Source organism: Candidatus Tisiphia endosymbiont of Stenodema calcarata (assembly GCF_964030695.1).
Classification (GTDB): Bacteria; Pseudomonadota; Alphaproteobacteria; order Rickettsiales; family Rickettsiaceae; genus Tisiphia.
Genome location: NZ_OZ034911.1, coordinates 1344122 through 1360428 on the forward strand (window position 1 = coordinate 1344122; position 16307 = coordinate 1360428).

The following is a 16307-nucleotide window of genomic DNA, read 5'->3' on the forward strand; positions in this document are numbered from 1 at the left end:
TTGGGGTAGTTATTGTTCTATACTACTATCATAAGCAAAAGTTAGTGTTACAGTTGTGCCTATGCCTATTTTACTTTGTATATCAAATTTACCTCTCATTAGTTCAACCAACTTTCGAGTGAGTGGTAAACCAAGACCAGTCCCTTGATATTTTCTGCCAACGGCACTATCAATTTGACCAAATGTTGAGAGTACTTTTGGAATATCTTTCTCATCAATTCCTATACCAGTATCTATAACTTGCACATAAACTAGTCCTTGAGATTCATTCTTTTCAGCATGAATTGTTATAGAACCTAATGCGTTGGTGAATTTTATAGAATTAGATAAAAGGTTAAAAAATACTTGTTTAAGCCTTTTAGGATCTGCTTTTATAATAATATGATCTTTTGGTAGTTTTTCAATTAATGCTACATTCGCTTGGTCAGCTCTTGGTTGCATTATCCTTATAGTAGAAGTAATTAATTTATTTAGGTCTAACTCTACAAAATCAACTAATAGCTTGTCAGCAGATGCTTTTGACAAGTCTAATATATCGGTTATTATACCTAGTAAATGCTTGCCTGCGTTATGAATATCTTTTACATAAGCATCATGTTCCTTATTGTAAGGTGTAGACATCATAATTTCTGAAAAACCTATAATAGCATTTAGAGGGGTACGCAGCTCATGACTAACATTGGCAAAAAATTTAGTATGAGCAGAACTTTCATTTCTAACCTTAGTTACTGCTTCCTCTAATGCTTTATTAGCCTCAAATTGTCGGTCTATAATTTTTTGTGCATAATTTGTGTTACTCATAACTATAACTAAAAATATTACCAAAATGATAACAAAAGTTAATAATACTTTTCTTTCAAGCTCTATAATACTTGACCATAAACTAGTAATATTGGTATGTATCTCTAATACACCATCAACAGGATAGTTCAATGGATCACGGTTTATTATTGGGATATAACTTGTTATACAAGATGCTTTCTTTACCTCCCCTGATATATGTAACATGGCTCTAGGAATTAATAGATGAGTTGTTATCCCTTTAAAAGCTTTGTTAAAGGCTTGTTCTATACTCAATTCTTTTAAAAAATATCTATCAATTTTGGTAATAATTTTTTGATACAGAGTATCTTCAGGAAAATTCATGTGACTTGTTACTTGAATTGGCGAACTAGTTATAATTTTATTACCTTGTAGATCATACAAAGAAATATAGGCATTAAGATTAACAAAAATATCAACTGAAGTAGTTGCAAACTTAATAAAATCTGTATCTTGTAATAAATTTATATAACCAAATTCATGTATCTTATCTACAGCAGTTCTATTCCTATCCCAAACATTTTTTGTATAAACATCAGCTATTTTAATATTTGTTTCTCCGACTTGCTTTAAAATCATTTCTTCAATAATGAAGTAACGATAGTAAATCATATTTACAATAATGTTTATAAATAAGCCAATGGATGACAGTCTAATAATATATTTATTTTGAATCATTAGGTTTGCACATATATTACTTACACATATAGACACAGGACAATATTAAAGTCATAACTAATAGCTGATATTTCCTTTGTAACCTTATCATTCCTAATCACGCGAATTCGCATAGGCGTCAACTTAAGAATCTAGCATGTCATTGCGAGGAGACCATAAGGTCGACGAAGCAATCTATATGACAAGTTTCATGGATTGCCACGCTCACGTACGTTCGCTCGCTAATAGACGGTTTAAGCCTTACAACAACACTTCGCTAATAGACGATTTTTTAACTTTCAACAGTTATGCCCAATTACCCTACCCATTGTATACTGCTCGTAAATGAAGAGTTGGTAGACGATAGTATAACTTCAAGAAGAGCTAGGAGTATCAAAGTCGAGCTGCTAGGCGTACATTAGTACGTGAGCAGCTTCGATCTTTGGTCGCGGGAACGCCAATTCTTGAAGTTCTACCTGAGTATACCCTTTATTTTTTCAATTCATTACTACTTTTATTAGTCAAGATTAATCCCATAATTAAATCATAAGCTCTAGCAAATTGATAATCTTTTTTATAAAGATCAGATAATTGTTCTAGAGTATTTTTTGGTTTGGTATTTTTTGTAATATCATTTGTTTTCTTAATAAGTTCTTTATTTTTATCTGTAGTATCTACTTTTTTATCATCGTTTTTATTATTATCGTTTTTTAGATAATTCTTTAGAGAAGATTCAGAAAATCTCACATCTGTTGATTTTGTTTCGGGATACTCAACTTTTGCCATCTCAACCACTATGTCAGGTTCAATACCCTCTGCTTGAATTGAACGACCACTAGGAGTATAATATTTAGCTGTTGTAAGCTTTATAGCAGCTCTAGGACTAATTGTAGCAAAGCTTTGTACGGACCCTTTACCAAAAGATTTTGTTCCAAGTATTACTGCTCTTTTATGATCTTGCAATGCACCAGCTACGATTTCTGCAGCTGAAGCAGATCCAACATTAATAAGAGCAACAATAGGGACAGATGGTGCTTTTTCTGCAAATTTATTACTAGTCAATACTGAGTTACTATTTTTGCTTCTGCCTTTGGTAGTAACGATTACCCCAGAATCAATAAAATATTCGCTAACCGCAACAGCCTGATCTAACAGACCACCACCATTATTACGTAGGTCTAAGATAATACCTTTTAGACCATTTTTACTTTCATTTTTTAAAGTTTTTATAGATTTTTTTAATTCTGAAATAGTATGTTCATTAAAACTCCCTATCCTTACGTAAGCGATATTATTTCTTTCTAAATGGGCTTTTACTGGTGTAATTGTAACTATTTCTCTAGTAAGTTCAATTTCCTTTGGCTTACTTTCACCTTCCGTGATTACCAATAATTTTACCTTTGCCCCTGGTTCTCCACGCATCTCTCTGACCGCTTTATTAAATCCTAAATTTGATACAAACTCATCATTAACCCCCACAATATAGTCTCCAGCTTTTATACCTGCCCTATAAGCGGGTAGATCATCAATAGGGGAAATGACTTTGATAGCACTATTGTCATATTGCACTTCAACACCAATACCTCCAAATTCTCCTTTAGTGTGGTCAAGAAAATATTCTAGATCCTCATCAGTAATGTAGTTAGAATGAGGATCTAGCGAAGTTAACATGCCATCTATAGCTGAATCAGTCATTTTTTGTTTTTCAGGTTCTTGGACATAGTCTCTATTAACACGTTCAAAGATATCTTGGAATTGTTTTAAATAAGCTGAATCTGGTAATTCTTTCTTCTTTACTTCTTCAGCAAATGTTATATTAGAAAAAATGATAGAACTTGATAATAATATTGTAATTAAACGTAAGAACATAGTACTCCTGTAATTTATAAGTAGTTGGTAGATGATGCAATTTTAAATATCTAGATTATTTATAATAGTATCCATTTTAATTAAAGCCTGATCATAAATAAACTGGAAACGTTTTTCTGGTTTCTTGCCCATAAGATTGTCTACCATCTTAGCAATATTATCAAAATCATCTATAGTAACTTTTAAAAGTGACCTATTTTTTGGATTCATTGTTGTTTCTTTTAACTGAGCTGGCATCATTTCCCCCAGTCCCTTAAATCTACCAATGTCTATTTTAGCTTTACTATTTTTTAATAATCTAGCAGTTAAATCAGTCTTTTGTTGATCATTTACTGCATAGTAAGTTTTATTAGACTGTGTTAGTCGATAAAGTGGTGGTTTTGCAATATATAAATGACCCGATGATACTAGCTTTGGCATACGAAGGTAAAAAAACGTCATTAACAGTGAGGCAATGTGAGCTCCGTCAACATCAGCATCTGTCATAATTATTATTTTTTCATAACGTAAATTTTCTTCTCGGTAATTTTTAAGACTACCGCATGCTAGTGCCACTTCTAGATCTTGAATTTCTTGATTATTAGTAATCTTTTCTAGAGTTGCATTGGCAACATTCAGGATTTTGCCCCGAAGAGGCAAAATAGCTTGTGTTTCTCGATCTCTTGCCTGCTTAGCTGATCCTCCAGCTGAATCTCCCTCAACCAAAAATAGCTCCGTCCCATTAGGAGACGTTCTTGTACAATCGGCTAATTTACCTGGTAGTCGCAATTTTTGTGTAGCAGTTTTACGTAAGGTATTTTTTTCATTACGCTTATTTATTCGGAATTCAGCAATATTGACTATATGCTCAACTAATTGGTTTGCGGCTACTTTATTACTACTCAACCAATGATCAAAATGATCCTTAATAATGTTTTCTACTATTTTATTAACCCCTAGTGAAACCAATTTTTCTTTTGTTTGTCCTTGAAATATTGGATCTTGGATAAATATAGAGAGAACAATAGAAGAAGTTTCAAGAATATCTTCAATAGTAAGTATAGTTGTTTTTTTATTACCTATCATTTCGCCGTATATTTTTAAGCCGCGAAGTAATGCATTACGCAAACCTTGTTCATGAGTTCCGCCAAGGGGGGTGGGAATAGTGTTACAATATGATTGTATGAAGGGTTGGTATTCATTTTTATGCCAAGCAATTGCCCATTCCACTTTTACGTGATCTTGGTCCCAGTCAATATTACCACAAAAAATCTCTCCACTAACTAAATCGTCATGATTTATTTTTGATATTAAATAATCCTTCAAACCATTTGGAAAATGGATCAGAGCTGTTGTCGGTACATCACTTTTAGTCTCAATCTCACATTGCCACTCTATCGTTACTCCCCTGTACAAATAGGCCTTTGATTTAGCTAATTCGTATATTTTTTTAGGAGAGAAACATGATTTTTCACCAAAAATTTCTGGGTTAGGATGAAAATTTATAGATGTTCCCTTTAATTTTTTTGCAACATCTTCACTTTCTAAATCATTCAATTTATGCCCTTTAGAATAAGATTGCTTAAATAATTTACCCTGCTTGTACACTTTAACTTCTAAATGGTCTGATAAAGCATTAACAACGGAAATACCAACTCCGTGTAATCCACCTGCTGTTTGGTATACATTATTCGCAAATTTACCTCCCGAATGGAGCTGAGTTAGAATCACCTCCAAAGCAGATTTTTCAGGAAATTTGGGGTGATTATCGACAGGAATTCCTCTACCATTATCAGAAATAGTGATACTGTTATCCACATGCATTTTTATGGTTATAATGTTAGCAAAACCAGCAACAGCTTCATCCATAGCATTATCCAGTACTTCCGAAACAAGATGATGCATAGCATTTTCGTCTGTTCCGCCAATATACATACCAGGACGCTTGCGTACGGGTTCAAGCCCTTCTAATACTTCAATATCTTTTGCAGTATATGAATTATTAATTTTAGGCTTTTTATCATTAAAACTAAATAGATCAGACATATTATGGTATTAACTTACAAGTTTTTCCAAATCATTCGAGTATACTCAGGTAGAACTTCAAGAATTAAGGTCGTCGTGTCAAAGGCACAACTGTTGAAAGTTTACAAATACCTATACCACAGCGTCATTGCGAGGAGACCGTAGGTCGACGAAGCAATCTATATGACAAGCTTTATGGATTGCCATGCTCACGTACGTTCGCTCGCAATGACGGTTTAAGCCTTACAACAGCACTTCACGATGACAATTTTTTAACTTTCAACAATTGTACCCTGAAGATGACAACGCAATTCTTGGTTTTCATCGAGCATATATACTATTTTGAAAGATAGAGAAAAGCAAGCAAACATACAGCAACTGCCTGAAATATAACCCGTAGCGACATTAATTTTGAGCTAAATCTTTTATCAAATTTTCCACCAATAGCCATAGAGACAATTCCTATCACTAAGACTAATGTAGTCAAACTTAAAGCAATTAATGTATATATCATTAAAATTCCTCGAAAGAGTTATTATAACCTATTAACAAATAATATAAAATCCGAAAATTAATTATCTTTCGTTCAAGAGATTTATTGCATCTATACAGGCAAATGTGGCAATTTTTGTTATCTCACTTGCCGATGATCCCATTTGTACTATTTGTACCGGATATTCAAAACCATTAATTATTGGTCCTATAAAAACACCTCCAGCTAATTCTTGCAGCAGTTGTGTTGATATTGCAGCCGAATGTAGACCGGGCATAATTAATACATTAGCAGAACCTGATAGCCTACAAAACTTATATGAATTACGATTAGGGTTCAGAGCAACATTAGCTGACATTTCACCATCATATTCAAAATCTAGACTCATACTATCTAAAATTCTAACAGCTTCCCGTACTCTATTTGCCTTTTCCCTCATTGGATTACCAAAAGTTGAGAAAGAAAGTAGTGCAACCTTTGGCGTCATTCCCATATTTTTTGCTATATTAGCAGTCTGCAAGGTTATTTCTACAATGTCCTGCTCATTTGGCAGTTCAGCCACACTATTATCAGCAATAATTATATTATGCTCCTTGGCAATCAGAATGGAATAGCCTAAAATTCTGTTATTTTCTTTGGCTTCCATTACCTTCATAATATCCTCTAAGCTACTATAATAGCTCTTTGTAACACCAGTAACCATACAATCAGCATCGCCACAAGCTACCATGATAGCTGAGAATATATTTCTATCACTTTTAACTAGTCTAGCACAGTCACGGTATAAGTAACCTTTCCGCTGTAACCGGCTATAAAGAGTATCTATATATTTATCAAGATTTTGGTTAATAGCAGCATTCATTATGGTAATACCATCTAAATCATAATTCATGCCTATTCTATTTAAAACAGCAGATATTTTATCATATCTACCAACTAGGATAGGATGAGCATGCGAAGCATCTCGCATGCTCATAGCAGCTATGATTACCTCTTCCTCCTCACCTTCAGCAAAAACTATTCTTTGAGGTGTTGACTGTTGAATTCTCTCAAATAATAGATTCATGTAATGAGAGGTAGGATTTAACCTACTTTCCAGCTCCTTTGCATAATTCTTAACATCAAATTCGGTAATTTTAGCAACCCCACTATCTATAGCAGCTTTAGCTACCGCTACCGGAACAATGGTAATTAATCTTGGATCAAATGGTACAGGAATTATGTAATCTGAACCAAAAACCATTTTTTTACCAGGATATGCTTTATAAACTTCATTCGGAACAGCTTGTCTTGCTAATTCAGCTAAAGAAGTTGCTGCAGCTATTTTCATTTCCTGATTAATAGTAGTAGCTCTAACATCTAAAGCTCCACGGAAAATATATGGAAATCCCATAACATTATTAATCTGATTATTATAATCAGAGCGTCCGGTAGCAATAATCGCATCGCTTCTAACTAGCTGTATATCCTCCGGAGTAATCTCTGGGTCTGGATTAGCCATGGCAAAAATGATAGGATTTGCAGCCATGCTAGCTACCATTTCTTTCGATACTGTTCCTTTAACGGATAAACCAAGGAATACATCGGCTGACTTCATAGCATCACTCAGAGTCCTGAGATCGGTCTCGACTGCATATAATTCTTTCCATTTGTTCATGCCTTCTTGCCGACCTTGGTAAACTACCCCAATTTTATCACATAGTATAACATTTTTTTTGTCCACACTAAGAGCAATTAGTAATTCAATGCAAGCAATTGCCGCTGCCCCTGCACCACTTATGACAATTTTTAGACTATCAAGTGAACGATTGGTAAGATAAGCTGCATTAATTAAACCTGCAGCAGCAATAATAGCCGTACCATGCTGATCATCATGAAAAACCGGTATCTGCATACAGCTTTTTAATTTTTCTTCAATTATAAAACATTCAGGAGATTTAATATCTTCTAAATTAATACCTCCAAAACTGTAATTAAGATATTTTACTGCATTAACAAACTCATCAGGGTCAGTCGTATCTATTTCAAGATCAATAGAATCAATATCAGCAAAGTTCTTGAATAAAACGGCTTTTCCTTCCATTACGGGTTTCGACGCAGCTGCCCCTATACTACCAAGACCAAGAACTGCCGTACCGTTAGTTATTACAGCAACTAAGTTGCCTCTAGCAGTATATTTATAAATATCATCTATATTTTTCGCAATTTCAAGACACGGAGCTGCTACCCCTGGTGAATAAGCCAAAGCCAAGTCATGTGCAGTATCCAAAGGCTTAGTTGCCGCAATAGCAATTTTGCCTGGCTTACCTTTTTGATGATATTCTAAGGCTTTGAGATAATTTATTTTATTCATTTCACCCATGATGTTATTCCTTCTTAATTACTGCAAGTGTTTATTAACCTCATTTTTGGATTAAAATTAAAAATTTTAATCCAAAAATGGCTAGAATATCAGAAAAATGCATTCTTGAAGCGGCTGGTACGAATGCATTTTAATCTATTATCGCTAATCATCTTATTTTTATACCAATAAAAATAAGATGATTAGCAAATGAAATATTTAACAATCAGGCGTGATAGCCGCTTTAAGCCTGATTGTTTACATTCTCATTCCAATTTCGGATTAATGAAATTAATCCGAAATTGAGTTTATTAGTTATATCATCCACATAAGCACTGACAATGATACTATTGAAAAAAGTGTTGTGAACGTAATGATTGATGCCATAGATTCCGGATCACCACCAAGCTGACGTGATAAAACATAAGCCGTGCTAGCACATGGCAAACAGCTATACAGGACACCAACTGATTTAGCAGTACCAGTTATTGACATTAGTGACAACACAATTATTGTGACAACAGGAAAAGCCACTAACTTAACAAAACTAGTAAGCAATACATTTTGTAAAATAGCACCACGCATAAAAAATTTGAGACTTGCCCCAACATTTAGCATACCTATAGCTAAAGCAGAGTTGGACAAGCTAGATAAGGTTTTTTTTATACCAAGATGTAATTCTAAACCAGAATAATTAAAAAGAAATCCAATTATACTAGCTATAATCAAGGGATTTTGTACTATCAATTTAAGTATCAATATAAAGCTAGCTTTAGGCGACTTAGCTACTGAACTATCAGGGATATAACGTGCAAAAATCATTACTGATATGATATTAGTAAAAATGATCATATAGGATGAAATCACAGATACTATAGCAAGTCCCTCCTGACCCAAAAGAGGACTACTAACACCAAAAAAGATATAACTATTAAAACGTATTGCACCTTGGAAAGTTGAAGTAAACTGAACCTTGTCAAAATTGGTTTTCTTCTGATAAATAATTAAAGCCAAAGAAATAATAGAGGTGGAGATGATTAATGCAAATACCAGTTTTATTATAGACGATGCATTTAAATCGGCTGCAGATATATTATTAAAAAGCATAATAGGGAAAAGAAAAAAATATGATAATTTCTCTAATCCTCGCCAAAATTCTTCAGAAGTCAACCATTTCCTTTTGATAATACTACCAAACAAGGGAATCAACAAAACAGGTAATGTACTAGAGAAGATTTCGTTCATCAGTTTACAATTATCCCAATTACCAATTGCTAGACAATTAGCAATTGGCTGTAAATATATGTTATACCCCAATTCAGGATAAGAATTGACAAATTCTTATGCCGAATTCGCGTGTTACTCGATAATCAAGTTTTTCCTTAACCGTCATAGCAAGGCTCTTTAGATGCCGTGGCGATCTAGGTAAACAGCGAAGCTGTTTTTTTAGAGTAACGCTTCGCGTATCCTAGATTGCCGCGTCGCCGCCTTCAGCGGCTTCTCGCTAATAGACGTATTTTTTAATAATTCTAAAAAACTTGATTATCGCGTGTTACGATTAAAATTTTACTTCGCATAATATCAGAGTTTGATTGCAAATCAAGACGTATACTCATCCTGATTTGAGTATACATCAAATTTCTTGATTATTTTGCTTAAATCTTATAGAACTCATAGGGAAGTCTAATGAAGGTTCTAAGATGAGGGAGCTATTTTTATTGTATGTACCTAAATTAATTATATATAAAATACTTAGTGGAATCAAATATTCTGATATACTCTAGAATAGAAAATCAAGAATTGCGTTGTCGTCTTCAGGGTTCGTAGGTAGCCAGTACTAAATGTACGCTCCGACCATCGACCCTTCGACTCCTGCTACTATCATGATTTTGATTCTATCGTCTATCAACTCTTCATTTACGAGTAGTATATATTCTAGTAAACTTAAATTATTTTTAGACCGTGATGAATCATAACATAGTTAACTTAGCAGCTGCCATTGTCTTGTCCCTTGGTATTATTTTTGGATGGCAATATTTTTACGATAAACCAAGATTACAAAAATTAGAACAGCAAAATAAAATATATAATAAGCAAGTTCAAGAGTTAAAGAAAAAGAATGTTCAAGTAGAAGCATCTAAAGAAGCTGAATCCTTTGTTGCTACCAAGAGAATTCAGATAAACTCAGAATTACTTTCCGGATCGATTGCTTTAAAAGGGTTAAGGTTTGATGATTTGGTTTTATTGAAGTATAAGCAAGATCTATCAAAAGACAGTAAGCCTGTTGTATTATTTGCTCATTCTCAGTCAGAAGAAGCCTATTTTGCAGAAATAGGTTGGTTTGATAAAACTGGTAGTGCTATTCTTCCTAACAGTGAAACTCTTTGGCAAGCTGATAGTGATGAGCTTACTCCTACAAAACCTGTGAATTTATCATGGATCAACAAAGATGGGGTTAAATTCTTGGTTACTATTAGCATGGATAGTAATTACTTGTTCACCATAGATCAGACTACGGTGAATGATAGTAAGCAGCCAATATCAGTGCAGTATTATGGACTAATTAACCGTAAATATACTGGCAAAGAGAAAGTAGCTAATATCCTGCATCAAGGACCAATTGGTGCTATTGATGGTAGGCTTAAAGAACATTCCTTTGATGACTTAAAAGATAAAAAGACTGAAAAATTTCCGCAAGGTGTTGTTGATTGGATTGGCATAACAGATAAATATTGGCTAGCTTCCTTAATTCCGGATAAAATTAGTAAGTATAGTTCTAATTTCAATTGTGTAATAAAAAACGGTATTGAAAAATATCAGGTTGACTTCATCTCACCAACTCAAACCATAGAAGTAGGAAACAAATTTATTATATCACAAAAATTATTTGCCGGAGCAAAGAAAGTTGATTTATTAGATAAATACGAAAAGCAATATAATATTACGCTATTTGACCGTGCAATTGACTTTGGTTGGTTTTATATAATCACTAAACCACTCTTTAACGTTATGAACTTTTTTTATCACTATGTTGGTAACTTCGGTATTAGTATCTTGATCGTAACTGTTATCATAAAACTGCTAATGTTTACTCTAGCTAATAAATCATATCGTTCGATGAAAAAGACCAAAAATCTTCAGCCTGAAGTCGAGAGAATTAGGGCTTTATATGCTGATGATAAAATGAGGCTTAACCAAGAAGTTATGGCATTGTATAAAAGGGAAAAGGTTAACCCCATAGCTGGTTGTCTCCCCCTTATTGTACAAATCCCAGTATTTTTCTCGATTTATAAAGTGTTAAATGTAACTATTGAGATGCGTCAAGCACCATTTTTTGGTTGGATAAAAGATTTATCTGCTCCGGATCCAACAACAATTTTCAACTTGTTTGGATTACTGCCATTTACTTGTCCAAGCTTCCTGATGATTGGTGTATGGCCTATTCTCATGGCTCTGACTGCGTTCTTACAGCAAAGGATGCACCCAGAGCCAGCTGATCCAGTTCAAGCTCAAGTAATGAAATTTATGCCACTGGTTTTTTTAGTAATGTGTAGTAGTTTTCCAGCTGGAGTAGTGATTTATTGGTCTTGGAGTAATATTTTATCAATAATTCAGCAATATTACATCAATAAGTTAGACAATAATGTCGGTTGATAAGGTTACAAAACTTTTCCGTCAAGAAGTAAAATTCATAGCTGGTGTGGCAAAAATAAGTCAGTTTCCTAGCATGTTTTTGCCAGAAATTGCATTTGTTGGCAAATCAAATGTTGGCAAGTCAAGTTTGATTAATAGTATATGCAATAATTCAAGTCTTGCTAGGGTGTCTAATACTCCTGGTCGTACTAGGCAAATAAATTTTTTCTCCCTTGCCGATAAACTTATGTTAGTTGATCTTCCTGGATATGGCTTTGCAGAAGTGCCAATATACATCAGACAGCAGTGGGAAACCTTAATAGCATATTATCTCAGAACGAGTTTAAACCTCAAATTAGTAAATTTATTGATTGATGCTAGAAGAGGAGTGAAGCAAAATGATATGGAAATTGCTAAATTGTTACTTTCTTGCAATAAAGATTTTCAAATTGTTTTCACAAAGTCAGATAAGATAACACATAGAGAAAACCTAACGACGATAACACAGAATTTTCTTGCAACTTTAGGCTACTCCTGTAATGTAATTTATACAAGTAGCAGGAGTAAAGAAGGTGCAAAAGAATTGCAGTTTAATTTGGCAAAATGCATTAAATTATAAAGAAAAGGAAGGTAAAGGTTTTGCCCGTGTCAAAGATACTAGCCTAATTAAAGACATAATAAGACGTAGTAGTGAAGTTAGAGATCAAGTCATGGTATTTAAGCTACCGTCATTAATTATTGATGATGACAAATTGTTAACGAATTTTGCAGAGGTAATACAGTTACTTGACAGTTGTGGCATTAAAATCTTTATAGTTCATGATCATACTAATTTGGTAAATGATACGCTAAAATTGTTTGGCTGTGATGAAAAATTTATCAATAATATTAAGGTAGCCGATTATAAGAGCTCACAGATTATGGAAATGGTTCTGTCTGGCTATATTAATAAGCGTATAGTTTCAAAGCTCTGTAGTTTAGGTTGTTATGCTATTGGTATTTCCTGCAAAGATGCTAATCTTATTCAAGCTAAGAAATCAAAATTATCATATAGGAGAGACAGTAATCAAGCTGTAATAGATATTGGATTTGTCAGTGAACCAGTTATAATAAACCCCGAGATTTTAATAAATTTTGAAGATAGCAATATTATTCCTGTTATAACACCAGTAGCTAGTGATGAAAAAGGCAATACTCATCTGCTGGATGTAAATCTGACGACCTCGATAATTGCTTCCTCATTAGATGCAGATCATTTAGTATTATTATGTGATGGGGTAGAATTTGCCGGAGAGAAGTATATACGAATACGAGATGTTAATGTATTGAAAGAGATGTTGAATAATACTGTTGATCCTGAAACAGTTAGCTTGCTTGAAGCAGCTTTAAGTGCTATTCAAAACAGTAGCAATTATGTACATTTTCTCAATTCGGCTTTCCCTGAGTCTATATTGTTAAGTATGTTTACAAGTAAAGAAAGTGAGTTGCCAATTATATAAAAAGATGTGGGCAGTAATATATGTTACCTTAGATAGACGATACATACAAAATTAGCAAGATATATGCTCCTAGCTTAAACGTCATTGCGAGGAGCCACTTTGGTGGCGACGAAGCAATCCAATAAATGTGGATTGCCACGACCACTACGTAGTCTCGCTAATAGACGTCTTGTACTTGTTCTGCAATTTTTAAATTGCCATGGGGATTATACGCAAGGTGGGTTAATTAGAGTTAAAGAGGGTTAATTTATGTCAGGCAGTTTAGTATCAGACCCTTTATTTGTTGGTTTAACAAGACCCGCAATGATATTTGGTGTGAGTATAAAATTTGCAGCACTTAATATGATTATATCTATGTCATTATTTATTCAAAGTAATAGTATCATGAATTTGCTTGTTGCTTTTGTGATTCATATGATAGGGTATGTAATATGTTTTAAAGAACCAAGATTTATAGAATTGCTTTTAAATAAATCTTCTAGATGTAGTCAGTGTCCTAATAAATCATTCTATGGAGCGAATTCATACGGTATCTAGGTTTTATGAGCAAAGTATAAAATGACAAAATGATAAAATTATCTGTAACAAAAACAGCCAAAGAGTCGAGATCTAGGAAAGAAAAACCTACTTCTCATTTTATTCCTTATAAATGCCATTGGGATAGTAATACTATTTTAACTAAAAATAATGAATTATTACAAGTAGTAAAAATAGGTGGTTTTTCCTTTGAAACAGCCGATGATGAAGATTTAGATATTAAAAAAAATATCAGGAATTCGTTACTTAAAAATATGTCATCAGGCAATATTGTGATGTATTTCCACACGATCAGGAGACGTAAACCAGTGGTTTTTGATGGGTTTGAATATACCTCTGACCCTACCATAAGAGTACCTAATGATTTCACAACTTATTTATCAAATGAATGGCGTAAGAAACATGCAGGTTCTAGGTCGTTTTTTAATGAATTATATGTTAGTATTCTTTATAGACCAGATAAAGCTGGAGTTGCTATAATCGAATATTTCATTAAAAAGCTGATGCAAAAGTCTGATAAATCAGCTTGGGAAAATGACATGCGAGATATGCAGGATAGTTTGCGAGAAATGTCCTCAAGGGTAGTTAATACATTCCATAGTTATTCGGCGAGGTTACTTGGCGTACGCAAGTCAAATAGTGGCTATTGTTGTGATATTATGGAATTCTTGGGTACTTTGGTAAATTGTGGATCTTCAATGCAAATGGCCGTTCCAAGAAATTCAATAGACCAATATCTTCCAACCCATAGATTGTTTTTTGGTTCTAGATCTATAGAAGCACGTGGTCCAAAGGGTAGAAGATACGCCGGTATATTAAGTATTCTAGAGTATGGACCATCTACATCAGCTGGAATTTTTGACGGATTTTTACAAATGCCTTTTGAGTTTGTAATGACCCAAAGTTTTGTTTTTGCTAATAGGACAGTGGCGATTGGCAAAATGCAACTACAACAAAATAGAATGATTCAAGCAGGGGATAAAGCTGTATCACAAATTGCTGAAATCTCTCGAGCACTTGATATGGCTACCAGTGGTGATATTGGTTTTGGAGAGCATCATTTTTCGCTTCTATGCTCTGATAGTAATTTAAAATCCCTTGAGGATACCCTATCTATGGCTTCTGTTGAACTCTCCAATTCTGGAATTCAACCTGTTAGAGAAAGAATTAATATGGAACCAAGTTATTGGGGGCAGCTTCCTGGAAATATGGATTATATAGTAAGGGGTTCGACTATAAATACTTTAAACATGGCTAGTTTTGCATCTATGCACAATTATCCATTAGGTAAGGTTTTTAATAATCACTGGGGAGAATATGTAACTGTACTCGATACTACCTCGGGAACACCTTTTTATTTCAGTTTTCATGTTAGAGATGTTGGGCATACTCTGATCATTGGCCCAACTGGTGCTGGTAAAACAGTATTAATGAATTTTTTATGTGCACAAGCACAAAAATTTAAACCTAGAATGTTTTTCTTTGATAAAGACCACGGTGCTGAAATATTTATTAGATCACTTAATGGGATTTATACTACAATTGATCCAGGAGGAGCATGTAACTTTAATCCTTTACAGCTTGATGATACTGGGGAGAATAGAACATTCATATTAGAATGGCTTAAAGTATTAGTTACTTCTAATGGAGAGCAGTTATCATCAGAAGATAATAAGATTTTATCACAAGCAGTAAGTGGTAATTTTAAGCTAGAGAAAAAAGATAGAAGATTAAAAAATGTTGTAGCATTTTTGGGCATAGATGGTCCTAATAGCTTAGCAGGCAGGATTGCTATGTGGGTTGGTAAAGGCTCTCATGCTAGAATATTTGATAATGAGGCAGATAATATTGATTTGCAGCAAGCTCGAGTATTTGGCTTTGATATGACTGAACTGTTAAAAGATCCAGTTAGTCTTGCTCCTGTGCTACTATATATTTTCCATAGAATTAGTATTTCTTTAGATGGTCAAAGAACTATGATAGTTCTTGATGAAGCGTGGGCTTTGATTGATAATCCAGTATTTGCTCCCAAAATTAAAGACTGGCTAAAGGTTTTGCGTAAGTTAAATACTTTTGTAATTTTTGCTACCCAAAGTGTTGAAGATGCAGCTAAAAGCAGGATTAGTGATACCTTGATCCAACAAACTGCAACACAAATATTCTTACCAAACCTTAAGGCAACTGATATTTACCGTAGTGCTTTTATGCTTAGTCAACGTGAATATATTTTGATAAAAACTACAGATCCAACATCGCGTTATTTCTTAATAAAACAGGGGGTAGATGCAGTTGTTGCAAAAATAAGTTTAGATGGTATGACTGATATTATCAATGTTCTTTCTGGCCGGGTTGAAACAGTGTTATTGTTAGATCGGATTAGAGAGAAATATGGTAATGATCCTGAAAAATGGTTACCGATATTTTATGAGGAAGTAAAATCACTTTAGTTAAT

General features: G+C 33.8%; 11 protein-coding genes. 5 read left to right on the forward strand and 6 right to left on the reverse strand.

Annotated features, from left to right (window positions below; translation table 11 throughout):
* Positions 1-9 precede the first annotated feature (9 nt).
* The 6 genes from ACQH1W_RS06430 to ACQH1W_RS06455 form a co-directional block, all read right to left on the reverse strand.
* The gene (locus tag ACQH1W_RS06430; protein ID WP_341762702.1) at positions 10-1500 is read right to left on the reverse strand and encodes a sensor histidine kinase; all 1491 of its coding nucleotides are present in this window, start codon (positions 1498-1500) and stop codon (positions 10-12) included.
* 468 nt (positions 1501-1968) lie between these two features.
* The gene (locus tag ACQH1W_RS06435; RefSeq protein WP_425361016.1) at positions 1969-3348 is read right to left on the reverse strand and encodes a S41 family peptidase; all 1380 of its coding nucleotides are present in this window, start codon (positions 3346-3348) and stop codon (positions 1969-1971) included.
* 42 nt (positions 3349-3390) lie between these two features.
* The gene (gene parE / locus ACQH1W_RS06440) at positions 3391-5373 is read right to left on the reverse strand and encodes a DNA topoisomerase IV subunit B (RefSeq protein ID WP_425361017.1); all 1983 of its coding nucleotides are present in this window, start codon (positions 5371-5373) and stop codon (positions 3391-3393) included.
* Positions 5374-5689: 316 nt separating this feature from the next.
* On the reverse strand, positions 5690-5866 hold the full coding sequence (locus tag ACQH1W_RS06445; protein WP_341762705.1) for an HIG1 domain-containing protein: 177 nt from the start codon (positions 5864-5866) through the stop codon (positions 5690-5692).
* A 61-nt stretch (positions 5867-5927) separates the two neighbouring features.
* Positions 5928-8207, reverse strand: coding sequence for an NADP-dependent malic enzyme (locus ACQH1W_RS06450; RefSeq protein ID WP_425361018.1), 2280 nt, complete (start codon positions 8205-8207; stop codon positions 5928-5930).
* Between the two features lie 294 nt (positions 8208-8501).
* Positions 8502-9431, reverse strand: coding sequence for an AEC family transporter (locus ACQH1W_RS06455; protein WP_341747908.1), 930 nt, complete (start codon positions 9429-9431; stop codon positions 8502-8504).
* A gap of 720 nt (positions 9432-10151) precedes the next feature.
* Here ACQH1W_RS06455 and yidC point away from each other — a divergent pair.
* The 5 genes from yidC (at position 10152) to ACQH1W_RS06480 (ending at position 16302) form a co-directional block, all read left to right on the forward strand.
* The gene (gene yidC, locus ACQH1W_RS06460; protein WP_341762707.1) at positions 10152-11840 is read left to right on the forward strand and encodes a membrane protein insertase YidC; all 1689 of its coding nucleotides are present in this window, start codon (positions 10152-10154) and stop codon (positions 11838-11840) included.
* A complete protein-coding gene (gene yihA / locus ACQH1W_RS06465) occupies positions 11830-12438 on the forward strand; it encodes a ribosome biogenesis GTP-binding protein YihA/YsxC (RefSeq protein ID WP_341761591.1) in 609 nt (202 codons plus the stop codon). Before yidC ends, yihA begins: the two co-directional genes overlap by 11 nt.
* Positions 12392-13318 (forward strand): acetylglutamate kinase, encoded by a 927-nt coding sequence (locus tag ACQH1W_RS06470; protein ID WP_341762708.1) that lies wholly within the window; start codon positions 12392-12394, stop codon positions 13316-13318. Before yihA ends, ACQH1W_RS06470 begins: the two co-directional genes overlap by 47 nt.
* Positions 13319-13567: 249 nt before the next feature.
* On the forward strand, positions 13568-13855 hold the full coding sequence (locus ACQH1W_RS06475; RefSeq protein ID WP_341753466.1) for a VirB3 family type IV secretion system protein: 288 nt from the start codon (positions 13568-13570) through the stop codon (positions 13853-13855).
* A gap of 32 nt (positions 13856-13887) precedes the next feature.
* On the forward strand, positions 13888-16302 hold the full coding sequence (locus ACQH1W_RS06480; RefSeq protein WP_425361209.1) for a VirB4 family type IV secretion/conjugal transfer ATPase: 2415 nt from the start codon (positions 13888-13890) through the stop codon (positions 16300-16302).
* Positions 16303-16307 lie beyond the last annotated feature (5 nt).